Raw genomic sequence first — 20,758 nt, 5'->3', positions numbered from 1 at the left:
CCCGCAGCTTCCCCGGACGGCCAACCAGACGCACCTTCGACGCCTTCTAAAACACGGCCTAGCAGGCGACAGGCGGGGGCGGGGCACCTCGGCGCCCCGCCCCCGCGTCATCCCTCTACCGGCCTCGGACCTCCGCCGGGCTCAGACCTCCACCGGGCCGCCGGCGGCCAGCGAGCGCTCCGCGGCGGCGAGGATCTCCACCACCCGCAGCCCGAAGTCCGCCCCGCACGGGTGCGGCTCACCGGTGGCCGCCGAGGCCAGCAGGGCGTCCAGGGCCCGGTGCATCGCGGCCAGCGGGCCCTCGCCGCGCTCCGGCAGCTGCACCACGCCGTGCTCGCCGCGCAGTTCCATGCCCGTACCGCCGGCCGCGACCGGCGCGGTCAGGCTGAGCGCCAGCGTGCTGGACGCGCCGCCGGCGTGCCGCAGCACCAGGTGCACGGCGTCCAGCGGACCGGCCACCGCCGTGACCTGCGTGGCGTCGCCGAGCACCGGCAGCAGGACGGACAGCGCGTGCGGGCCGACGTCCCACAGCGCCCCCTTCTCCACCCGCCACGGCGAGGCCGCGTACGGGCTGGAGCTGCCCGGCGCGAACACCGAGCCGAGCCAGTCCGAGCGGCCGGTGTACCAGCCGCCGAGCGCCGCCTGCTCCTCCAGCCACGGGATCTGGGGGCCGCCGAAGCGCACCGTGAAGAACACCACCGAGGCGACCTTCTGCTCGCGGACGGCCTCAGCCACGGCCTTCGCGTCGGCCACGGTCAGCGCGACCGGCTTGTCCATCAGCACGTGGCAGCCGGCCTCGGCGGCGCGCACCGCGAGACCGGGCTGCACCGCCGGGGGCAGCGCGATGGAGACGGCGTCCACATCGGCCAGCAGCCGGTCCAGGTCCGCGTAGCCGGGCACGCCGTGCGCCGCGCCCAGTTCCTCGGCCGCCTCCGGGCGGCGGCCCCAGACGCCGGTGAACTCCAGCCCGGGGTGCTCCGCCAGCACGGGCGCGTGCACCCGCTGCGCCCAGGGGCCGGTGCCCAGCAGTCCGATCCGCACGATGTCTCCGTTCCGTTCGATTACTCGGTGTCCTGCGGGGGCTCAGCTCTGCACGCGGGCGAGGGTGAAGCCGTCGTAGCCCTTGCTGCCGACCGTCTGCACCGAGGTCGCGCTGACCCTCGGCTCGGCCGCGATCAGGTCGTGCAGGGCGCGGGTGCCGACCACCGCCGGGTCGGCGCTGTCGGCGTCGGCGACCGCGCCAGCCCGGACCACGTTGTCGACGATGATCAGCGAGCCCGGCCGGGTCAGCTGCAGCGCCCGGCGGAAGTACTCGGGGTTGCTCGGCTTGTCCGCGTCGATGAAGACCAGGTCGAAGGGTTCCACGCCCTGCTCGACCAGCGCCGCCAGCGAGTCCGCGGCCCGGCCGAGGCGCACCTCGGCGACCTCCCCCAGCCCCGCGGCGGCCAGGTTGCCCCGCGCCACCTCGGCGTGCCGGGGGTCGATCTCCAGGGTGAGCAGGCTGCCGTCGGCCGGCAGCGCCCGGGCCAGCCAGATCGCGCTGTAGCCGCCGAGCGTGCCGACCTCCAGGATCCGCTTCGCGCCCTGGGTCAGCGCCAGCAGGTGCAGCAGCTTGCCCTGGTTGGGGGCCACCGCGATCTTCGGCAGTCCGGCGGCGTCGGCGGCGGCCGACGCCGCCTCCAGCACCGGATCGTGTCCGACCAGCTGTTCTGAGAAGTACGCGTCCACCGCGTCCCAGGTCGGCTGCAACGTCATCGGGCCCTCCGGAGTGCAAGATCGGCAGGTACTCCGCCGATGCTACTCCGAGGGCCCGACGGCTCCGGGACAGTCCGGAGCGGGTGCTGTGCCTGATCAGTGCCGCGTCTCAGTGCCGCGTCTCAGTGCCGCGTCACTCCGCGACCGGCGCCTTGGCCGAGGCCGCGGCGGCCTCGGCCGCCTGCTCCGCCTCGATCCTGGCGTGGGTCTTGGCGGCCTTGCGCTTCATGAGCCAGGCCGAGAGCCCGCCGATCACGACCGCCGCGGCCAGGCCGGCCCAGGAGAAGCGGGCCAGCCACGGCTCGATGCTCTTGCCGACCTTGTAGACCAGCAGCGTCGTACCGCCGGCCCAGACCACGCCGCCCAGCACGTTGGCGATCAGGAACTTCCAGTACGGCATCTTCAGGGCGCCCGCCAGCGGGCCGGCGAAGATGCGCAGCAGGGCGATGAACCGGCCGAAGAAGACCGCCCACATGCCCCACTTCTGGAAGGAGCGCTCCGCCGTGGCCAGGTGCGAGGGCCCGAAGTGCTTGGGGAACTTGCGTCCCAGCTTCTCGAAGAGCGGCTTGCCCCCCTTGCGGCCGATCGAGTAGCCGATCGAGTCGCCGATGATCGCGCCCGCGATCGCGACGCCCGCGACGCCCCAGGGGCTCACCACGCCCTTGACCGACATCAGGGCCGCCGTGACCAGGGCGATCTCGCCGGGCAGCGGGATGCCCAGCGACTCGATCCCGATGATCAGACCGACCACGGCGTACACCGCGGTCGGTGGAATGCCCTCGATCCAGGCGTCGATGTGCAAGGCCAGTACCTCCGTGGCAGGTCGGGACCGGCCGGGCTCCGCGTGGAGCCGCGGGCCGGTCCCGGCGGTTGTCCGATGGCGGCACGACGCCGCTCCCCCTCAAGGCAGCGTAACGTGCCGGGCGGCCTGTCCCCCCGGCCTGTCCCTCGTGGTTACGACGTGCGGCCGCACACCATGGTTCCAGGCCGACCGGCATTTCTTCAAGATTCGGCAAAGTGCCTCTGACCTCGGGCGGAGCCCCTCGGACGGCGAACCCGCACCTCACCCGGCGCCGGAGCCCGCCCCTCGGGTGGCGGCGAACCGCATCGCGATCACGGACGGCCGCCGCCGCACCCGGCGCGCGAGCGGCAGCAGGGTGCGCAGCGGTTCGCGCCCGCCCTCCGGGTACACCTCGCGCAGATCGGTGACCGCCGGGTGGGCGGTGGCCAGCTTGTCGCGCTCGTCGGCGTCCATGCCGAACGGCATCGGCGGCGCCTGGTAGTGGCGGTCTTTCAGCTTCCCCTCGACGGCCCGCTTGCTGAACCAGCGCGGCACGGTGTCGAGGACCAGCGACCCGCCGGGGAAGCGCTCGGCGCAGGCCGCGATCAGCGCCCGGACCTCGGTCGGCCGCAGGTACATCAGCAGGCCCGCCGCGCTGATCAGCACCCCGTTGGCCGGGTCCACCTCGTCCATCCAGCTCGGGTCGGTGGCCGAGCCGGCGAGGATCCGGTGCCGCTCGTCGGGCGGCAGCAGCCGCTCGCGCAGCGCGGCCGTCTCCGGCAGGTCCACCGACAGCCAGTCGGCCCGGCCGTTGTCGACCCGCCAGGCCTGCGTCTCCAGGCCGTCCCCGAGCCCGACCACGGTGCCGCGCGGGCAGCGGATCAGGAAGTCCGCCACCTCACGGTCGAAGCAGCCCGCGCGCAGCGCCTGGAGCTGGCTGACCAGGGCGTCCTGCCCGAACCGCTCGGCGAAGGGGAAGTCGATCCGCTCCACCAGCTCGACGGCCTTCGGGTCCGGGAGCACGGTGTCCGGCCGCCGGGCCTCCACCGCCCGGTGCCACAGCGTCCACAGCGCCGTCTCCGGCACCGCCCCCAGCTCGGGCCGCTCCGCGCCGCCAGTCATCGCTCGCTCCTTCGACGTGCTCCACCCGCGTTCCGCGCTCGGGCACGGACCCGCCGATTCTGACACCCGGGCCGTACCGGTCGACCGGCCGACGCGCCGCCAGGACTGCCGCACGGGCTGCCCGGGCCGCCGCACCAGCCGCCGTACGGGAAGTCGGCCGGGCCGACTTCCCGTGCGCGGAACCCCCGGCGGCCGCCCGGCCGCTCAGCCGACGCTGAAGGCGCCGTCCGGCGGGGGCGGGGAGTCCGTGGCCTCGGCGTCCGCCACCGGGGCGGTGCGGCCGACCAGGGATGCCAGGTCCTCCCCCGCCACCAGCCGGGCCGGGAAGATGTCGCCCGCGAACAGCCGGGCCAGCTCCGCCTCCGGCAGCGGCGCCGTGGACCCGGCCAGCAGCACGTTGCCGTACCGCCGGCCGCGCAGCACCGACGCCTCCGCCACCAGGCAGACGTACGGGAACACCGCCCGCACCGTCGCCGCCTGCGCCCTGGCGAAGGCCAGCGGCGGGCCGTCCGCCAGATTGGCCGCGTAACAGCCGCCCGGGCGCAGCGCGGACGCCGCCAGCCGCAGGAACTCCACCGAGGTGAGGTGCGCCGGGGTCCGCGAGCCGTGGAAGACGTCGGCGATCACCAGGTCCTGCGAGCCCGCCGGGATCGCGGCGAGGGCCGCCCGGGCGTCCCCCACGGTCGCGGAGACGTCCGCGCCCGGGCCCCGCCAGGGCAGGTGCTCCTCGACCAGCGCCAGCAGCGGGCCGTCCACCTCCACCACCCGCTGGCGCGAACCCGGACGGGTCGCGGCCAGGTAGCGGGGCAGGGTCAGCGCGCCGCCGCCGAGGTGCAGCACGTCCAGCGGCCGCCCGGCGGGGGCCAGCGCGTCGGCGAGGTGGCCGAGGCGCCGGGTGTACTCGAACTCCAGGTGCGTCGGGTCGGCCAGGTCGACGTACGACTGCGGGGTGCCGTCCAGGGTGAGCAGCCAGCCGCCGTCGCGGTCGATGTCCGGCATGAGCTTGGCGAAGCCGAGGTCGGTCTGCCGGCCGACCGGCACCGGCTCGTCGTGCTCCTCCAGCGCGTCGTGCTCGTCGTGCTGCTCCGGCGCGTCGTGCTCACCCCGGTCGTCCGACTCCTCCGGCGCGGAGGTCACGCGTGCTCCCCGACCGGACGCACGTCCAGGTACGCGGCCAGCCAGCGGTCCAGCTCGGCGAAGGTCCGGGTGCGGGCCTTCTCGCCGGACAGCACCAGGTCGTGCATGCCGCCCTCGATCCGCACGATCGTCACGTGGCCGCCGAGCTTCGGCCCCAGCGCGGCGATGTCGTCGGCGCGCAGCACCGCGTCGGCGTGGTGCAGGGCGTTCTGCCACTTGGTGGTGGCGACGGACCTGGTGGAGGCCATCAGCAGTACCGGCACGTCGATGCCCAGCCCGTGCCGCAGCCGCCGGTGGCCCTGGTGGATCGCCGACAGCCAGCCGGCGAACAGCGGGAAGCCCTCGGCCGGCTTGAGGGTGAGGTCGAAGTCCCACTCACCCTTGTGGTCCTTGTGCAGGCTGTGGGTGTAGTGCGGGTTCAGCGAGGACGGCAGCACCCGGGTCGGCGCCAGCCGCCCGATCGCCGTCACGGCCGGGCCGCCGAAGGTCCGCACGGCCTGCGAGGTCGGCATCGACAGGAACGGCGAGTTGAGGAACAGCCCGTCCACCAGCCCCCGCCCGGTCCGGCGCCCCGCCCACAGGACGGCCACCAGCCCACCGGTCGAGTGCCCGTTCAGCAGCAGCTGCCGGTGCCCGTCCACCTCGCGGATGATCCGCACCGCCTCGTCGATCTCCTCGTCGTACTCGGCGAGGCTCTGGACGAAGTTCGGCGACTGGTGCGGGCGCAGCGAGCGGCCGTACTTGCGCAGGTCGAGCGCGTAGAAGGAGAAGCCGAGCGCGGTGTAGTGGTCGGCCAGGTTGGTCTGGAAGAAGTAGTCGTTGTAGCCGTGGATGTAGAGCACGGCGCGCTCCGACCCGGGGACGAGCCGCCGGACGAGCGTCGCGCACACCGCCCCTTCGGCGTCGGGGCGGAGGTCCAGCTCCGCCGCCTCGTAGGGGGCACCCAGGATGTCTTCCCGAAACTCCATCTGCGCCGTACCCGTCCTCTGCCTCTGCCTGCCGGACCGGCAGGCGACCACCCGTTTCGAGCCACGACGATACCGGCCGGTAGCTACCGGGCGCGCGGCGGCGTCGGGTCAGGTGCCGGGGGTGTCCGCCGCCACCGCGGCACGGATCGCCCGCTCCCGTGCCCCGGCCTCCTCCGCCTCGGCGGCGGCCCCCGCGGCGCGCAGCGAGGAGCCCAGCGCGGCCCGCATCAGGGCCTCGCCCTCACGGTCACCCGCCGCCTGGAGCAGGCCGATCGCCTCGCGGCAGACGTCCGCCGCCTCCCGGAACCGGTCGAGGCTGGTGAGCGCGCTCCCGAGGTTGCTCAGGGTCATGACCTCGCCACCGGGGTCCCCACACTCCTGGAAGAGGGTCCGGGCGCGCCCCAGGGCCCGGATCCCCTCCAGTTGCCTTCCCAACTCGTCGTAGATCTCGGCGAGTTCGTTCAGCGCCCGGGCCTCGAGGTGCGGATCGCCGAGCCCACGAACGATGTCGAGCGCCTTCTCGGCGGCGCTCGCCGCCTCCTCGGGGCGGCCGTTCCGGCTGAGGAAGGCACCGAACCGGCTCAACGCCTGGCCCTCGCCGCCGCGCGCCGTGGCGGCCGCGGCGGCACGGATCGCCTCCTGGTGCGCGGCGAAGGCCTCCTCGGACCGGCCCTCCTCCTCCATCAGCTCGGCGATCTCGCTCCAGGCACCGGCTTCCCGCTCCCGGTCGCCCAGCTCGCGACCGGCGGCCAGGGCCTTCCGCTGTGCGGCCAGAGCCTCGTCGAACCGCCCCAGGCACCGGAGCGCCGAGCCGAGGTCCCGCCATGCCACGCCTTCGCCGTCCCGGTCTCCGAGTTCCTCGAAGACGGCCCGGGCGTCCTCGAACAGGGTGATCGCGTCCTCGTACCGGCCCATGCTCAGGAGGGTGAGCCCGAGTCCTTCGGTTGTCGTCGCCGTCCGGAAGCGGTCGCCCAGGCCGTGGAAGAGGTCACGGGCACGGTCGAGGGCCTCGACCGACTCCGGGTGCCGTCCCAGCGAGCGCATGACCGCCCCGGTGTTGACCCACGCCAGCGCCTCACCGTGTCGCTCACCGAGGCTCCGGCAGAGGTCGCCGGCCCGCCGCAGCAGCGCGAGGGCCTCGTCGAACCGCCGGATCTCGCTCAGCAGGCTGCCGAGGTTGACCGACATCATGGCTTCTCCGCGCGGGTCACCCTCCTCACGCTGGATCGCCAGGGCGTGCCGGAGCGCCGAGACCGCCTCCTCGAACCGGTCCAGTTTCCGGAGGGTGTTCCCGAGGCCCCCGTACGCGGTGGCCTCCCCCGAGCGGTCGCCGATCGAGCCGGAGAGGTCCGCGGCACGGTGGAAGGCTTCCACCGCCTCCCCGTACCGCCGGGCCTGGTCCAGTGCCAGGCCGTGGTTGCTCCACGCGGACGCCTCCACCACGGGACTGCCGACGGCCCGGGCCGCTCGGAGGCCGGCGGTCGTGACGGCCAGGGCCTCGTCCCTCCGGAGCCACCGGGCGGAGAGGTAGGGGGCCACCGCCGCGGACAGGACCACCGCGAGGTCGGGATGACCGGTCGCAGCCGCGCCGTGGACCCCGGCGACCAGGTTGGCGTGCTCCTGGTCGAGCCAGGAGAGGGCCGCGGCACGGTCGCGGAAGCTGTCGGGGTCCGCCGTCCCGGCCGGCGCGTCGACCCACGCCTCCGCGGCGACGGCGGTGCTCGCGTAGTACTCCAGCAGCCGGCGAACGGCGGCATCGCTCTCCGGGGTCTGCTGCCCCCGTTCGACCGCGTAGTCCCGCACCAGGTCGTACAGGTACCACCGGCCGCCCTCCGCGCCCTGCTCGATGAGGGCGGTGCCGGCCAGGCGGGCGAGGAGGGAGCGGGCTTCGCGGGGCTTGCGGTCGATGAGGGCGGCGGCCGCCTCGGTGGAGATGTCGGGGCCGGGGTTGAGGGCCAGCAGGCGGAAGAGTTCCGCCAGGTCGGGGGTGAGGCGGCGGTAGGAGCGTTCCAGGGTGAGCCGGATGCCGATCTCGTCGACATGCAGGAGGTCGAGGCGGTCGGCGCCGTCGGCCAGGTCGTCGGCGAGTTCCTCCGGCCGCAGGTGCGGGTCGAGGACGAGCTGGGCGGCGGCGAGGCGCAGCGCCAGCGGGAGGCGGCCGCACAACTCGGCCATGCGGCGGGCGGTTTCCGGGTCCGCAGCGATGCGGTCGTCGTCCGACCGGGCGGCGCGGACGGCCGAGTCGAGGAGTTCGGTCGCCGCCTCGGGTGCGAGGACGCCGAGGCGGTGGAGGTGGGCTCCGAGGCTGGGCAGTGTCTCGCGGGTGGTGACCAGGAGGCGGTGGCGGGCGGACGGGGGCCGCAGCAGCCGGACCTGTTCGGCGGTGGAGGCGTTGTCGGCGATGACGAGGACGCCTCGGTCGTGCTTCGCCAGCTGGTCGCGGTAGAGCGTGGCCCGGGTCTCCGGGTCGGGGGGTATGTGTTCCGCCGGGACGCCGAGGGCGCGCAGCAGGGTGTCGAGGGCCTGGCCGGCTTCGACCGGGGTCTCGTCGTAGCCGCGGAGGTTCACGAAGAGGGCGAGCGAGACGCGGCCGGCGGCGACGAGCGCGTGGCCGGCGGCGATGGCCAGGGTGGTCTTGCCGATGCCGCCGAGGCCGGTGACCGCGACGATCGGCGGGCCGTCGGGGGTGAGGAGGGTCCGGAGGTCCGCGAGGTCCTGCTCCCGGCCGGTGAAGACGGACGACAGCGGCGGCAGCCCGCCGATCGTCGGCGGCCGTGCCCCGACCGTCACATGGGCCGTGCCGGCCTGGACGACCTGGCCGTGGAAGGTTCCCCCGCGAATGCTGTTGTGCACCGGCACAGGGTACTCTCCGCGCCTCCGCAGCACTCCTCGTGCGCCTGCTGTGCGCCGGTTCCCATGTGGAACGCTTCCCGCACAGACCAGGCGAGTTGGGGAGTTTGCATGCAGCACGGGCACACCGATCCGTCGCTCTACCGGTCGGCCGCCGAGGCCGTCGCCGCGCCGCCGGAGAAACTCGCGTACGTGGCGGGGTTCGACCGGGCCGGGGAGCGGCCGGACGCGCTGCTCACGGTCGACACCGATCCGGCGTCGGCGACCTACGGCACGGTGCTGAACTTCGCCGAAATGCCCACCCTCGGGGACGAGTTGCACCACTTCGGGTGGAACGCCTGCTCCAGCGCGCTGGCGCACGCCTGCCACGAGAACCCGGAGCGGCGGTTCCTGCTGCTGCCCGGGCTGCGGTCCTCCCGGCTGCACGTGATGGACACCCGGCCGGATCCGGTGCGCCCGCGGCTGGTGAAGACCGTCGAGGCGAAGGAGCTGGCGGCGAAGGCGGGCTACTCGCGCCCGCACACCCTGCACTGCGGCCCCGACGGGGTGTTCCTCTCCTGCCTGGGCGCCGGTGACGGCTCGGACGGGCCGGGCGGGGTGGCCATCCTCGACCACACCACCTTCGACGTGCTGCGCGCCTGGGAGACCGAGCGCGGGCCGCAGCACTTCGCGTACGACGTCTGGTGGCACCTGGGCACCAACGTGGGCGTCACCAGCGAGTGGGGCACCCCGTGGATGGTCGAGGACGGGGTGGTGCCGGAGCTGCTGCTGGGCCGCAAGTACGGGCACGCGCTGCACTTCTGGGAGCTGGACTCGGGGCGGCACCTGCAGCGGGTCGACCTCGGCGACCAGTACCAGATGGTGCTGGAGCTGCGTCCGGCGCACGATCCGCAGGCGGAGTGGGGCTTCGTCGGGGTGGTGGCGAACGTGGAGGACCTCTCCTCCTCGATCTGGCTCTGGTACCGGGACGGGCCGGCCTTCACCGCGCGCAAGGTGATCGAGATCCCGGCCGAGCCGGCCAAGGCCGAGGACCTGCCGCCGGCGCTGCAGCCGTTCGGCGCGGTGCCGCCGCTGGTCACCGACATCAACCTGTCGGTGGACGACCGCTGGCTGTACGTGTCCGCGTGGGGCACCGGCGAGTTGTTCCAGTTCGACGTCTCGGACCCGTTCCACCCCCGGCAGACCTCCTCGGTCCGGCTGGGCGGGGTGGTCGCCCGCACCCCGCACCCGGCCGAGCCGGGGCGGCCGCTGAGCGGGGCGCCGCAGATGGTGGAGGTCAGCCGGGACGGCCGGCGGCTGTACGTCACCAACTCCCTCTACGGCGCCTGGGACGACCAGATCTACCCGGACGGCATCGAGCCGTGGATCGTCAAGCTGGACGCCGACCCGGAGGCGGGCGGGCTGAGCGTCGACGAGCGCTTCTTCCCGCACGGCGCGGACTTCCGGGGCCTGCGGGTGCACCAGACCCACCTCGCGGGCGGGGACGCCTCCTCGGACTCGTACTGCTTCCGCTGACGCCCCGCTGACACCCGTTGAGTCCCGCTGACACCCCGTTGAGGCCCGCTACCGCGGTAGCGCCTGGTCGTACCGGACCCGGCCCGACGGCAGTCCCGCCGCGAGGAGTTCGCGGCGGACGGAGGCGACCATGCCGACCGGTCCGCTGACGCAGGCCAGGTGCTCGCGCCAGTCGCCCGCCGCCGCGACGGCGTCGGCGAGGCGGCCGGCCGTCACCGGGGTGAGGGTCAACCATGGCTTGCGCAGGCCGAGTTCGGCGAGTGCCTGCCAGTCGTAGAGGTCCGAGCGGTCCCGGGCGAACCCCGGACCATCGACCCCTTGCGAAGCGCTGTGCCGGCCGGGTCCGCCTACCGGTGCTGTTCCGCCTGCGCGCCGCCGGTCCGCTCGACCGGGCCCGCCTGGAGCTCGGTGGCCGCCCAACTCGCCAGCAGCCGCAGCGACTCGGCCGAGGCCGAGCCCGGTTCGGCGTGGTAGGTGACCAGTACCTGGTCGGCGTCCCCGGCCGGGCGCAGCGTCTCGTACTGGAGGCTGAGCCCGCCGACCACCGGGTGGTGCAGGTGCTTCGTGCCGTGGCCCTTGTCCTGGATGTTGTGGGTGGCCCACAGCCGGCGGAAGTCCTCGCTCTTGACCGAGAGTTCGCCGATCAGCGAGGCCAGGTGGGGGTCGTCCGGGTCGCGTCCGGCGTCCAGCCGCAGGATGCCGACCACGTCGTTCGCCTTGCCCTCCCAGTCCTGGTAGAGCTCGCGCGCGGCCGGGTCGAGGAAGACCTGCCAGGCCATGTTGCGGTGTTCGGGCGGCATCGCGGCGAGGTCGCCGAGCAGGGCGGCGCCGAGCCGGTTCCAGGCGATGACGTCCAGCCGCCGCCCGAGCACGTACGCGGGCACGCCCTCCATCGCGTCCAGCAGCTGTTGCAGCGCGGGCCGCACCCGCTGCACCCTGGCGGCGGCCCGCCCGGTGCGGCGGCGGGGCGGCTTGGTGAGCCGGTTGAGGTGGTCGCGCTCGGCGGGGCTGAGCCGCAGCACCCGGGCGATGGCGTCCAGCACGGAGGTGGAGACGCTCTCGCCGTGGCCCTGTTCGAGCCGGGTGTAGTAGGCGGTGCTGACTCCGGCGAGCTGGGCCAGCTCCTCGCGCCGCAGCCCGGGGACCCGGCGCCGGGTGGTGGTGTCCGGCAGCCCCACGTCCTCGGGCCGCAGCCGGGCACGGCGGGATCGGAGGAACTCGCTGAGTTCGGTGCGCTGGTCCATGTCTGCAGTATGCGGGCGATCCGGGGCCCGGGGGCGGACGAGGGTGATACTGCCGTGCGTACCTTCCGCGGACGTACGTCCGGCGTCCGTACGCAGGGCGTTCGTACGAAGACCTCTGGTCTGGTTGGTCCGATCGTCGCGCCGCAGTCTTGAGGGCATGACGAACGGAACGACGGACACCACGAGCACCACCCGCACCGTCGCCGCCTACGCGGCACAGCACCCCGACGCCCCGCTGGCGAAGACCACCGTCACCCGCCGGGCCGTGGGCGAGCACGACATCGTGATCGACATCAAGTTCTCCGGCATCTGCCACTCCGACATCCACCAGGTCGGCGAGGACTGGGGCACCGGCATCTTCCCGATGGTCCCGGGCCACGAGATCGCCGGCGTGGTGAGCGAGGTCGGCCCCGGCGTGACCCGCTGGAAGGCCGGCGACCGGGTCGGCGTCGGCTGCTTCGTGGACTCCTGCCGCGAGTGCGACAACTGCCGCGCCGGGCTGCAGCAGTACTGCACCGGTGAGGACGGCCTCGTCTTCACCTACAACGGCACCGGCAGGGACGGCCTGCCGACGTACGGCGGCTACTCCTCGGAGCTGGTGATCGACGAGGCGTACGCGCTGAGCATCCCCGACAGCCTGCCGCTGGACGCCGCCGCGCCGCTGCTGTGCGCGGGCATCACCCTCTACTCGCCGCTCGCCCACTGGGGCGCCGGCCCGGGCAAGAAGGTCGCGATCGTGGGCCTCGGCGGCCTCGGCCACATGGGCGTGAAGTTCGCCCACGCGATGGGTGCGGAGGTCACCGTGCTCAGCCAGTCGCTGCGCAAGCGCGAGGACGGCCTGAAGCTCGGCGCCGACCACTACCGGGCCACCTCCGACCCGGCGACCTTCAGCGAGCTGGCGGGCAGCTTCGACCTGATCGTCAACACCGTCTCCGCCGACCTGGACCTCAGCGCCTACCTGGGACTGCTGCGCACCGACGGCACCCTGGTGCAGGTCGGCATGCCCGAGAAGCCGGTCACGGTGCACCCGTACCCGATGGCCCTCGGGCGCCGCTCACTGTCCGGGTCGATGATCGGCGGGCTGCCGGAGACCCAGGAGATGCTGGACTTCTGCGGGGAGCACGGCATCACCTCGGAGATCGAGCTGATCCGGGCCGACGAGATCAACGAGGCCTACCGGCGGGTGCTGGCCGGCGACGTCCGGTTCCGCTTCGTGATCGACGCCTCGACCATCTGACCCTCGCCGCGGCGGTCTGATCGTCGCCTCGACGATCTGGACGATCTGGACGATCTGATCGTCGCCGCAGCCGTCCGGCCGACGGGCGAACCGCCCGCACGATCACGACGCCCGCGCCCCGGTGCTCTCCTGTCACCGGGGCGCGGGCGTCCGTGTCACACCGAGGCGGTCCTGGCCGCCCGTCGCTCCTCGCGCCGGTCCAGCCGCCGCTGCCTGCCGCGGCGCAGCGGCTGGTCGGGCAGCCAGCCGAAGGTGAGGCAGGCGCCCGCCACCCCGAGCAGCATCCCGATCAGGAAGCCGCCCAGGTTGGAGGTGATCCAGCTGGCCAGCGAGGCCAGCACGGCGAGGACGGAGTAGAACAGCCGCTGCGCCGGGTTGAACAGGATCAGCAGACCGCACAGCACCATCACCGCCGGGACCAGGTACCCGGCCAGCCCCTGCATCCCGATGTGCAGGACGACGGGCAGCGGGGCCCGCAGGGTGAACAGGATCTCGGCGCCGCCGAGCAGCACCAGCAGCCCGCCCCAGAACGGTCGCCTGCCCCGCCAGTCCCGCTTGACCGGGTGGGCGGGCGGCCCGGCGGCGGCCTCGGCGCCGGTGCCGGGTGCGGCCGCCGTCCCCTCGGCCGCCACCTCCTCGGCCCGTGCCGCGGTGCCCTCGCCGGTGCCGGCCGGCTCCGGTACGGACTCCGCCATGCTCAGCAGCCCTGGGAGCTGAAGCTCAGCCGCAGGTTGGGCAGTTTGAACCCGACGGCGGTGCTCGCGTAGTTGTGCTGCTTCAGGTGGGTTATCTGGACGGTGTCGGCCTGCTGGCCGAAGACGCCCGGGTTGCCCTTGCCGACCGGTCCGGCCTTGGTGTAGGTGCTGGCGTCGCCGCCGATCTCGATGTTGGTGAACTCCGCGTCACCGGACAGCAGATCGGAGTCGGTGGTGAGGTTGGTGGCGCTGACGGGGGTGCCGTTGTCGCCCGCGTGGATCACCAGGTTGATGCCGCCGAGGTCGACGCTCTGGCAGAGGTTGGTGATCTCGGCGCTCTTGATCGCCGACACCGCGACCAGCACCTGGCCGCCGGTGTCGCCCGCGTTGGGGCTGTCGGGGATCATCGAGTCCAGCGAGCCGAACTGCGCGAAGCCCTTGCCGTCCAGTTTGTCGGCGGTGATGGTGAACGGCATACCGGAGATGGAGAACTGCGCGGCGAGCACGCCCTGGGCGGTGAGCGCCATCAGGACGCCCCCGGCCGCGATGGCGGGCACGGCCATCAGGGCGGTGCGCTTCAACCGGACCCGGCCTCTTCTCGGCCCGGCCGGCTGTGGGGTCCCGGCCGCGGCGGCGGCGTCCTCGGACATGGCCATGTGTGCTCCCTGTGGGTGGAATGGGTGTGCAGGCACTGGCACGTTGTCCTGGCGCGGACAGCGTTCCGCGCACCGACCGGACCGGCCCGCCCCTCGGCAGCGGGGCGGGTCGGGTCGGAGCGCGGTGAGTAACTGGGAAGCTACTGCTCGGTATTGGCCGGGTCAATACGGGTGCACGAAGGATCTTCACCGATCCCGGCCCGGGGCCGGTCAGGCACCTCGCGCAGCCGGGCCGAGGCCCCGTCCGGCCCGAGGAACGGCGCCAGGCAGAACATGCTCAACACCGGCAGCAGATCCGGCAGTTGTTCGGTCCGACCGGAGTCGACCCGGCGGTAGACCGCGCTGTAGACGCCGCCCACCACGGCGTCCACCATCTCCTGCACCGCTACACCGCCCGGCAGTTGGGGCACCTCGGCGAAGAACACCCGGAACCTGGTGAGGAGTTGGTCGCGCTCCCGCCGCCCGGCCGGGCCGACCGCCTCGATCTCGATCACCGCCATGGTGGCGAACGCGGGTGTCCCCGCCAGCAGTTGGAGCATCGCGCCGAGCGAGCCCCGGATCCCGTGACACCAGTCGGATTCGGCCGCGAAGGCCGCCGCCATCCGCCGGATCACCACCCCGGTGCCGTAGCGGTGCGCGGCCAGGAAGGCGTCCTCCTTCCCGCTGAACAGCTCGTAGAAGACCGGCCTGGTCACGCCCGCCGCCCGGCAGATGTCGCTCACCGTCGCGTGCTGGTAGCCGCGTTCGGCGACGGTCTGGACCAGCCCGTCCAGCAGCCGCTCGCGCTGGGTCGCGGCGACCACGCCCGCGGGCTGCCGGCGCGGGCCGGGCTTGATCGACCGGGCGGGATCGCGGCCGGTCCGCGCACCGGGCAGCAGGACCACGTCGGCACTCCGGCGGTGGTTCCGATCCATCACCAACTCCTGTGTCCTGTATTGACATTGACGGAACACCGGGTTTACAACACTGACAGGTTTCCAACCGGTGGGCGAACGGAACCCCACCGGACGGACCTCCAGGGGCGCCACGGCCCGGGCGAACCGCCCGGACCACGGGACCTCGGCGGGCGCGGGCCCGCGGCGGTGGCAGCCGCCGACGTGCACCCCCACTGTCCAGTGCCGTTGTGCCGCGCACCGCCGTACGTACGCGAGGCCGCACCACCCGCACCTCGCACCAACCGGACGTCCGCCCTCGCACGTCCGCACCACCGGACGTCCCCTCGCGTACGTCCGCACACCGCCGTACCGCACGAGCGGGCCCGTGGCGCCGGGCCCGCCCGCACCGCGGCCCCGCCGGAGCCCCCGGTACGCCATGCACCTCCCCCGCCGTGCACACCACCACACCCGCACGCCGGGAATCCCCCCACCCGTCCCCCGGACGGAGAGAGGTACCCTCATGCGCATCCGCCGCACCCTCGCCACCGCCGCCCTCACCGCGCTCGCCCTCACCGGCGCGGCCGTGGCACCCGCCGAGGCCGCCACCGCCGTACTCACCACCGGCAGCCCGTCCGGCCCCGCCGTCGCCGTCGGCGACGTCCTGGCCGCCAACCTGGTCTCCGGCACCTACGCGACCTTCTACAACAGCGCCACCGGGACGAGCGGCATCAAGTGCGCCGCCTCCTCCTTCTCGGCGACCGTCACCGCCAACCCGGCCGCACCGGGCAGCGCCGTCGAGCAGCTCAACACCCAGACCTTCGGCTCCTGCACCTCCAACGTCCTCGGCGTCACCGGGGTCAAGAGCGTCACCGTCACCAGCCTGCCGTTCACCAACACGGTCAGCGACGCCCCCGGCAACCCGGTCAAGCTCACCCCCGGCGCGGCCGGCGTGATGGGCACCACCGTGGTGCTCAGCACCATCCTGGGCAGCGTCACCTGCAACTACCAGAACTCCACCGGGATCAACGGCACCACCTCGAACACCGGCAACACCATCGGCTTCTCCGGGCAGCCGTTCGCCCTGGCCTCCGGCCCCGGCCTGTGCTTCTCGACGGGCTACTTCAGCGCCACCTACGGCCCGGTGACCGACACCTCGGTCGCCGGCAGCCCGGTCCTCTTCGTCAACTGACGGCCGGCACCGCCGTCGACTGACGGCCCCCGCCCTCGTCGGCCGACGGTGAGCACCGCCGGCCGACGAGCAGCACCACCCCGACCACGGCGGCGTACGGCACCGGCACCACGCCGTACGCCGCCCGGCCGTGCCCGGTCGTACCCGGTCGTACCCGGTCGTGCCCGGTCGTACCCGGCCGTGCCCCGTCGTGCCCGCGCGGGGCAGCGGGACAACAGGACATCAGGAGCCCCGAGACACCGAAGTGACCGGCCGGTAGGGTGGCGCCGCACGGAGACGGCGAACCGGAACGGGGCGGGGCACATGGGCAGCGACGGCACCACGGCGAACGGCACGGGCTTCTTCGACTCCGTCACGGACGCCGCCGACCGGCTCGCCGCCACCGGATACCTGGCCTCCACCGCCGTCGCCACCACCGTCTTCCTCGCCGACCGGCTCGGCAAGCCACTGCTGGTCGAAGGCCCGGCCGGGGTCGGCAAGACCGAGCTCGCCAAGGCCCTGGCCGCCCTCGGGCAGGCCCGGCTGGTACGGCTGCAGTGCTACGAGGGCATCGACGAGGCCCGCGCCCTCTACGAGTGGAACCACGCCAAGCAGCTGCTGCGGATCACCGCCGGCCGCGACGAGGGCTGGGAGGAGGCCCGCGGCGACATCTTCGGCGAGGAGTTCCTGCTCACCCGGCCGCTGCTCACCGCCATCCGGGGCGAGGAGCCGACCGTGCTGCTGATCGACGAGATGGACAAGGCCGACGTCGAGGTGGAGGCGCTGCTCCTGGAGGTGCTCAGCGACTTCCAGGTCACCGTCCCCGAGCTCGGCACCATCACCGCCACCCGCCGCCCCTTCGTCCTGCTCACCTCCAACGCCACCCGGGAGCTCTCCGAGGCCCTGCGCCGCCGCTGCCTCTTCCTCCACCTCGACTACCCGGACGCCGAGTTGGAGCGCCGGATCGTCCGCCTCAAGGTGCCGGGGCTGGACGACACCCTGGCCGAGTCGCTGGTCCGGATCGTCGGCGCCCTGCGCGCCATGGAGCTGCGCAAGGCGCCGTCCGTCGCCGAGACCATCGACTGGGCCCGCACCCTGCTGGCCCTCGGCGCGGACACCCTCGACGAGGCGGTCGTCCGGGACACCCTGGGGGTCGTGCTCAAGCACCAGGACGACATCCGCAAGGCCGCCCAGAAGCTCACCCCCGCGTGACCACCGCACCGCGGCACACCGGAGCGGCCGGCGCACCGGTCCCCGTCGGCGAGGCGGTCCCCGCCGGCGAGCCGGTCACCGCCGACACCGCGGCCCGCCTCACCGGCCTGGTCCGCGCCCTGCGCGGCCACGGCCTGCGGATCGGCCCCGCCGAGACCGTCGACGCCGCCGCCGTCCTGGACGTCCTCGGCTTCACCGACCGCGAGCGGATCCGGGCCGGCCTGGCCGCCGCCCTGCTGCGCTCCGACGGGCAGCGGGCCGTCTTCGACGCCACCTTCGACCTGTTCTTCCCGCTCGGCGTCGGCACCCCCGAGGCCGTCCGCGCCGACCCGCCGCCCGTCCCCGAGGACCCCGAACCCCCGCGCTTCGGCCGCCCCGACCCGCTCCGCGACGACCTGCGCGACCGGCTCGCCGCCGCCCTCGCCGCCGACGACCGCGCCGCCCAGGCGCGGCTGGCCGGCGAGGTCATGGAGGCCTTCGGCCGGTACGGCGCCGGCGGCACCCCCGGCTCCGACGGCTGGTCCGCCCAGCAGGCGCTCGGCCGGCTCTCCCCCGAGACCCTGCTCGCCCGGATCCTCACTGCCCTGCGCCGGCCCGGCGCCCCGACCGACCTCTCCGACCTCGTCCTCGCCGACGAGGTCCGCCGCCGCATCCGGGACTTCCGCGCCCTGGTCACCACCGAGGCCCGCCGCCGGGTCGCCGAACTCCGCGGCCCCGAGCGGATCGCCGAACGCGCCGTCGCCCCGACCGCCGACCGGATCGACTTCCTCTACGCCGGCCGCGACCAGCTCGCCGAACTGCGCCGCACCGTCCACCCGTTGGCCCGCAAGCTGGCCACCCGGCTGGCCGCCCGCCGCCGCCGCGCCGCCCGCGGCCACATCGACCTGCGCCGCACCCTGCGCCGCTCCCTCACCACCGGCGGCGTACCGCTGCGCCCCGCCTACCGGCTGCGCCGCCCGGCCCGGCCGGAACTCGTCCTGCTGTGCGACGTCTCCGGCTCGGTCGCGGGCTTCGCCGACTTCACCATGCTGCTGGTCCAGGCGATGAGCGAACAGTTCAGCAAGGTCCGGGTGTTCGCCTTCGTCAACCGCACCGCCGAGGTCACCGACCTGCTCCGCTCCGGCGACGACCCGGCCCGGCTGGCCGCCCGGATCCTCACCGGGGCCAAGGTCACCGGCTACCACGGCAACAGCGACTACGGGTCCGCGCTCGGCGGCTTCGCCGACCACCACCTCGACGCCGTCGGCCCCCGCACCTGCGTCCTGGTCCTCGGCGACGCCCGCAACAACCACCGCGACCCCAACGTCGACGCCCTGCGCCGGATCGCCGGCCGGGCCCGCCGGGTCTTCTGGCTCAACCCCGAGCAGCCCTCGCTCTGGACCACCGGCGACTCCGCCGCCCTCGCCTACGCGGCCGTCGTCGAGATGCACCCCTGCCGCAACGCCCGCCGCCTCGGCGAACTGATCACCCGCCTGCTGCCGGTCTGAGGCCCCGCACCCGAAAGGCCGGTGCCTCCCGACCGGAGAACGGTCAGGAGGCACCGGCCGTACGTACGGAACCGGGTCAGGAGGATCCGCCGAGGAAGTGGGACTCCAGGTACACCGTCCGCTCCGTCTGCCCCGGATCGGCGACCACGCTGAAGCGGCTGCCGGTGGACGTCGTGAAGTCCACGAAGAGGTCGTAGGTCACGGCCCGGTCGAAGGACCAGCCGAAGCGCTGCGTCTCGGGTGTGTCGAACCCGATCCTGTTCCCCTGTCCCGGAGTCCAGTGGAGGGGATCGGCCGGGTCGGCCTGGTGGGTGGAGAGGTAGCCGTCCACGCACTCCTTGGACGCGCGGAAGCTCAGGCTGAGGCGCTCCTCGGGGTACTTGGAGCTCCCGGAGAACCCGACGCCCTTGAGTTCGCAGGCGGGCAGGTCCAGCCCGAACGCCTTGGTGACCGCCTCGAGGGTCTGCCCCTTCGGGGAACCGGGGTACGCCCTCGGGTCCGGGTCCGCCGCCGAGCAGCCGGCCGCCAGGGCGACGGCGACGGCCACGTTCGCGGCCACCGCGACCGCGCGCCGCGATCCGCCACGGCCGTGCGGTCGCGCTGCGTTCCGTACTCGCATCACTGTCCTTTCACGGGCGGGTACCGTCCCGCGGGGAGGCCCCGCGGGACGGTACCCCGGTCCGGTTCCGGTGATCAACCGGTGGTGGAGTCGATGTGCCCGTTGGTGCTCCCCTGGACGGTGAAGTCACGGGCGTACCCCTGGCTCGGGGCCAGGGCCAGCATCTTCACGTCGGCCGGGATGCCCCACACGTCGATCGGCGGCTTGTCCGTGTCGAAGTTGTATTCCTTCTTCAGGTCGAACCGGTAGTCGCCTGGTCCGGGTACCCCGCGCCCTCGCCGGCGGACCGGATGGGCCACCGTCCCCGGCACCACCCTCTCCACCGGCTGACCACCACCGGCCCGGGCGGCCGGAGGTCCGGCCGCCGGGGCCGGGCCCGGCGTCAGTCCAGCGAGCGCAGGAAGTCCAGGAGCGCCTCGTTGACCTCCGCCGGCCGCTCCTGCTGTGTCCAGTGGCCGGTCTCCGGGAGCCGGAGGTGGCGGTGCAGCCGGGGCGTCACCTGCTGCAGCAGGTAGGTCATCACGTCGCGCGGGACCATCGCGTTGACCAGGTCCTGCTCGCCGGCCACGTACAGTGCGGGCGCCTCGATCCGGCGGCCGGCGAACGCGGCCATCAGCTCGTTGTTGCGGTCGATGTTGCGGTACCAGTTGAGGCCCCCGGTGAAGGCGCGTTCGCCGTGCCGGGCGTAGTCGGCCGCGAAGGCGTCGACGTCGGCCTCGGTGAGCCAGGCGGGCAGCCGCGCCGGCTCGGGGATGGTGTCCAGCAGCTTCATGCCCTCGGGGACGACCCATGCCCGCGGCTCCCCGTCGGGGTGGGTGCCGCCGAGGATGCGCCGGAACGTGGACTTGGGGTCGGCCGCGAGTTCGGCGTCGGCCCGGCCCGGCTCCTGGAAGTAGATCTGGTAGAAGCCCTCGCCGAACTTCTCCCTGGACTGCGCCAGCGGCGTCGGCCCGGACGGGAGCGGCGGCACGCTCAGGCCGGCGACCCCGCGGACCAGGTCGGGCCGCAGTGCCGCGGTGGCCCAGGCGACGGGGGCGCCCCAGTCGTGGCCGATCACCACGGCCCGCTCCGCGCCGAGCGCGCCGATCAGCGCCGTCACGTCGCCGACCAGGTGCAGCAGGCTGTACGCGTCCACGGACTCGGGCTGCTCGCTGCGGGCGTACCCGCGCTGGTCGGGTGCCACCACCCGGTAGCCGGCCTCGGCGAGCGGCCCGAACTGGTGCCGCCAGGAGTACCAGCTCTCCGGGAACCCGTGCAGCAGCAGGACCAGCGGCCCCTCGCCCTGCTCCGCGAGGTGCAACCGCACCCCGTTCACCTCGATCTCGCTGTGCTTGACGGCGTCGTTCAACTCCGGCTCCCTGATCGCTTCGTAGCTCCTGCCCGACCCCTGCCCGGGCCGGGCCGCCGGGAATCCCGGCAGTTTCGGAATACACCCAT

Annotated in this window: 20 protein-coding genes; 5 read left to right on the top strand and 15 right to left on the bottom strand. The window is 73.8% G+C overall.

From position 1 onward, the window contains the following. Positions 1 to 141: 141 nt before the first annotated feature. From IE332_RS25105 to IE332_RS25075, 7 genes are all read right to left on the bottom strand, one after another. A complete protein-coding gene (locus IE332_RS25105) occupies positions 142 to 1,041 on the bottom strand; it encodes a Gfo/Idh/MocA family protein (RefSeq protein ID WP_189920437.1) in 900 nt (299 codons plus the stop codon). Between the two features lie 42 nt (positions 1,042 to 1,083). Beyond that, on the bottom strand, positions 1,084 to 1,755 hold the full coding sequence (locus IE332_RS25100) for an O-methyltransferase (RefSeq protein WP_189920435.1): 672 nt from the start codon (positions 1,753 to 1,755) through the stop codon (positions 1,084 to 1,086). Between the two features lie 133 nt (positions 1,756 to 1,888). Next, the gene (locus IE332_RS25095; RefSeq protein ID WP_189920433.1) at positions 1,889 to 2,557 is read right to left on the bottom strand and encodes a DedA family protein; all 669 of its coding nucleotides are present in this window, start codon (positions 2,555 to 2,557) and stop codon (positions 1,889 to 1,891) included. A gap of 261 nt (positions 2,558 to 2,818) precedes the next feature. Further along, on the bottom strand, positions 2,819 to 3,658 hold the full coding sequence (locus tag IE332_RS25090; RefSeq protein ID WP_189920431.1) for a class I SAM-dependent methyltransferase: 840 nt from the start codon (positions 3,656 to 3,658) through the stop codon (positions 2,819 to 2,821). A 204-nt stretch (positions 3,659 to 3,862) separates the two neighbouring features. Further along, a complete protein-coding gene (locus tag IE332_RS25085; RefSeq protein ID WP_189920465.1) occupies positions 3,863 to 4,657 on the bottom strand; it encodes a spermidine synthase in 795 nt (264 codons plus the stop codon). 134 nt (positions 4,658 to 4,791) lie between these two features. Continuing rightward, a complete protein-coding gene (locus tag IE332_RS25080) occupies positions 4,792 to 5,763 on the bottom strand; it encodes an alpha/beta hydrolase (protein WP_189920429.1) in 972 nt (323 codons plus the stop codon). Between the two features lie 108 nt (positions 5,764 to 5,871). After that, the gene (locus IE332_RS25075; RefSeq protein WP_189920428.1) at positions 5,872 to 8,616 is read right to left on the bottom strand and encodes a tetratricopeptide repeat protein; all 2,745 of its coding nucleotides are present in this window, start codon (positions 8,614 to 8,616) and stop codon (positions 5,872 to 5,874) included. A 108-nt stretch (positions 8,617 to 8,724) separates the two neighbouring features. On the opposite strand from IE332_RS25075, the gene IE332_RS25070 reads away from it, so the two are divergent. Then, positions 8,725 to 10,128, top strand: coding sequence for a selenium-binding protein SBP56-related protein (locus IE332_RS25070; RefSeq protein ID WP_189920426.1), 1,404 nt, complete (start codon positions 8,725 to 8,727; stop codon positions 10,126 to 10,128). A 48-nt stretch (positions 10,129 to 10,176) separates the two neighbouring features. On the opposite strand, the gene IE332_RS25065 is transcribed toward IE332_RS25070, so the two are convergent. Together IE332_RS25065 and IE332_RS25060 are read right to left on the bottom strand one after the other, a co-directional pair. After that, positions 10,177 to 10,344, bottom strand: coding sequence for a ferredoxin reductase domain-containing protein (locus IE332_RS25065; protein WP_189920424.1), 168 nt, complete (start codon positions 10,342 to 10,344; stop codon positions 10,177 to 10,179). A 131-nt stretch (positions 10,345 to 10,475) separates the two neighbouring features. Next, complete coding sequence (locus tag IE332_RS25060; protein ID WP_189920422.1) at positions 10,476 to 11,372, bottom strand: helix-turn-helix domain-containing protein; 897 nt, start codon at positions 11,370 to 11,372, stop codon at positions 10,476 to 10,478. 157 nt (positions 11,373 to 11,529) lie between these two features. Between IE332_RS25060 and IE332_RS25055 the strand changes: the two genes are divergently transcribed. Beyond that, on the top strand, positions 11,530 to 12,609 hold the full coding sequence (locus IE332_RS25055; protein ID WP_189920420.1) for an NAD(P)-dependent alcohol dehydrogenase: 1,080 nt from the start codon (positions 11,530 to 11,532) through the stop codon (positions 12,607 to 12,609). A 155-nt stretch (positions 12,610 to 12,764) separates the two neighbouring features. On the opposite strand, the gene IE332_RS25050 is transcribed toward IE332_RS25055, so the two are convergent. From IE332_RS25050 to IE332_RS25040, 3 genes are all read right to left on the bottom strand, one after another. After that, complete coding sequence (locus IE332_RS25050; RefSeq protein ID WP_268256607.1) at positions 12,765 to 13,304, bottom strand: DUF6114 domain-containing protein; 540 nt, start codon at positions 13,302 to 13,304, stop codon at positions 12,765 to 12,767. 2 nt (positions 13,305 to 13,306) lie between these two features. Beyond that, positions 13,307 to 13,960: a DUF6230 family protein gene (locus IE332_RS25045; protein WP_189920418.1), complete on the bottom strand. Its 654-nt coding sequence runs from the start codon at positions 13,958 to 13,960 to the stop codon at positions 13,307 to 13,309. A 140-nt stretch (positions 13,961 to 14,100) separates the two neighbouring features. After that, positions 14,101 to 14,874, bottom strand: coding sequence for a TetR/AcrR family transcriptional regulator (locus IE332_RS25040; RefSeq protein WP_189920416.1), 774 nt, complete (start codon positions 14,872 to 14,874; stop codon positions 14,101 to 14,103). Between the two features lie 481 nt (positions 14,875 to 15,355). Between IE332_RS25040 and IE332_RS25035 the strand changes: the two genes are divergently transcribed. From IE332_RS25035 to IE332_RS25025, 3 genes are all read left to right on the top strand, one after another. Then, positions 15,356 to 16,024: a Tat pathway signal sequence domain protein gene (locus IE332_RS25035; RefSeq protein ID WP_189920414.1), complete on the top strand. Its 669-nt coding sequence runs from the start codon at positions 15,356 to 15,358 to the stop codon at positions 16,022 to 16,024. Positions 16,025 to 16,327: 303 nt separating this feature from the next. Continuing rightward, positions 16,328 to 17,215, top strand: a complete 888-nt coding sequence (locus IE332_RS25030; protein ID WP_189920411.1) for an AAA family ATPase — start codon at positions 16,328 to 16,330, stop codon at positions 17,213 to 17,215. Between the two features lie 107 nt (positions 17,216 to 17,322). Next, positions 17,323 to 18,702, top strand: coding sequence for a vWA domain-containing protein (locus IE332_RS25025; RefSeq protein WP_229928892.1), 1,380 nt, complete (start codon positions 17,323 to 17,325; stop codon positions 18,700 to 18,702). 76 nt (positions 18,703 to 18,778) lie between these two features. On the opposite strand, the gene IE332_RS25020 is transcribed toward IE332_RS25025, so the two are convergent. From IE332_RS25020 to IE332_RS25010, 3 genes are all read right to left on the bottom strand, one after another. Further along, positions 18,779 to 19,261, bottom strand: a complete 483-nt coding sequence (locus IE332_RS25020; protein ID WP_189920407.1) for a hypothetical protein — start codon at positions 19,259 to 19,261, stop codon at positions 18,779 to 18,781. Positions 19,262 to 19,395: 134 nt separating this feature from the next. Next, complete coding sequence (locus IE332_RS25015; protein ID WP_189920405.1) at positions 19,396 to 19,632, bottom strand: hypothetical protein; 237 nt, start codon at positions 19,630 to 19,632, stop codon at positions 19,396 to 19,398. Between the two features lie 71 nt (positions 19,633 to 19,703). Beyond that, positions 19,704 to 20,669, bottom strand: coding sequence for an alpha/beta fold hydrolase (locus tag IE332_RS25010; RefSeq protein WP_189920403.1), 966 nt, complete (start codon positions 20,667 to 20,669; stop codon positions 19,704 to 19,706). Between the last annotated feature and the right edge of the window lie 89 nt (positions 20,670 to 20,758).

Source organism: Kitasatospora xanthocidica (assembly GCF_014656195.1).
GTDB classification, from domain to species: Bacteria; Actinomycetota; Actinomycetes; order Streptomycetales; family Streptomycetaceae; genus Kitasatospora; species Kitasatospora xanthocidica.
This window is presented reverse-complemented; position numbering and strand designations above follow the sequence as displayed.

What these genes read in the sequence shown, in the direction of transcription:
- IE332_RS25100 (WP_189920435.1), bottom strand. Translation starts at nt 1,755, where the DNA reads ATGACGTTGCAGCCGACCTGGGACGCGGTGGACGCGTACTTCTCAGAA.
- IE332_RS25090 (WP_189920431.1), bottom strand. Translation starts at nt 3,658, where the DNA reads ATGACTGGCGGCGCGGAGCGGCCCGAGCTGGGGGCGGTGCCGGAGACG.
- IE332_RS25085 (WP_189920465.1), bottom strand. Translation starts at nt 4,657, where the DNA reads ATGCCGGACATCGACCGCGACGGCGGCTGGCTGCTCACCCTGGACGGC.
- IE332_RS25080 (WP_189920429.1), bottom strand. Translation starts at nt 5,763, where the DNA reads ATGGAGTTTCGGGAAGACATCCTGGGTGCCCCCTACGAGGCGGCGGAG.
- IE332_RS25070 (WP_189920426.1), top strand. Translation starts at nt 8,725, where the DNA reads ATGCAGCACGGGCACACCGATCCGTCGCTCTACCGGTCGGCCGCCGAG.
- IE332_RS25060 (WP_189920422.1), bottom strand. Translation starts at nt 11,372, where the DNA reads ATGGACCAGCGCACCGAACTCAGCGAGTTCCTCCGATCCCGCCGTGCC.
- IE332_RS25055 (WP_189920420.1), top strand. Translation starts at nt 11,530, where the DNA reads ATGACGAACGGAACGACGGACACCACGAGCACCACCCGCACCGTCGCC.
- IE332_RS25050 (WP_268256607.1), bottom strand. Translation starts at nt 13,304, where the DNA reads ATGGCGGAGTCCGTACCGGAGCCGGCCGGCACCGGCGAGGGCACCGCG.
- IE332_RS25045 (WP_189920418.1), bottom strand. Translation starts at nt 13,960, where the DNA reads ATGGCCATGTCCGAGGACGCCGCCGCCGCGGCCGGGACCCCACAGCCG.
- IE332_RS25040 (WP_189920416.1), bottom strand. Translation starts at nt 14,874, where the DNA reads ATGGATCGGAACCACCGCCGGAGTGCCGACGTGGTCCTGCTGCCCGGT.
- IE332_RS25035 (WP_189920414.1), top strand. Translation starts at nt 15,356, where the DNA reads ATGCGCATCCGCCGCACCCTCGCCACCGCCGCCCTCACCGCGCTCGCC.
- IE332_RS25030 (WP_189920411.1), top strand. Translation starts at nt 16,328, where the DNA reads ATGGGCAGCGACGGCACCACGGCGAACGGCACGGGCTTCTTCGACTCC.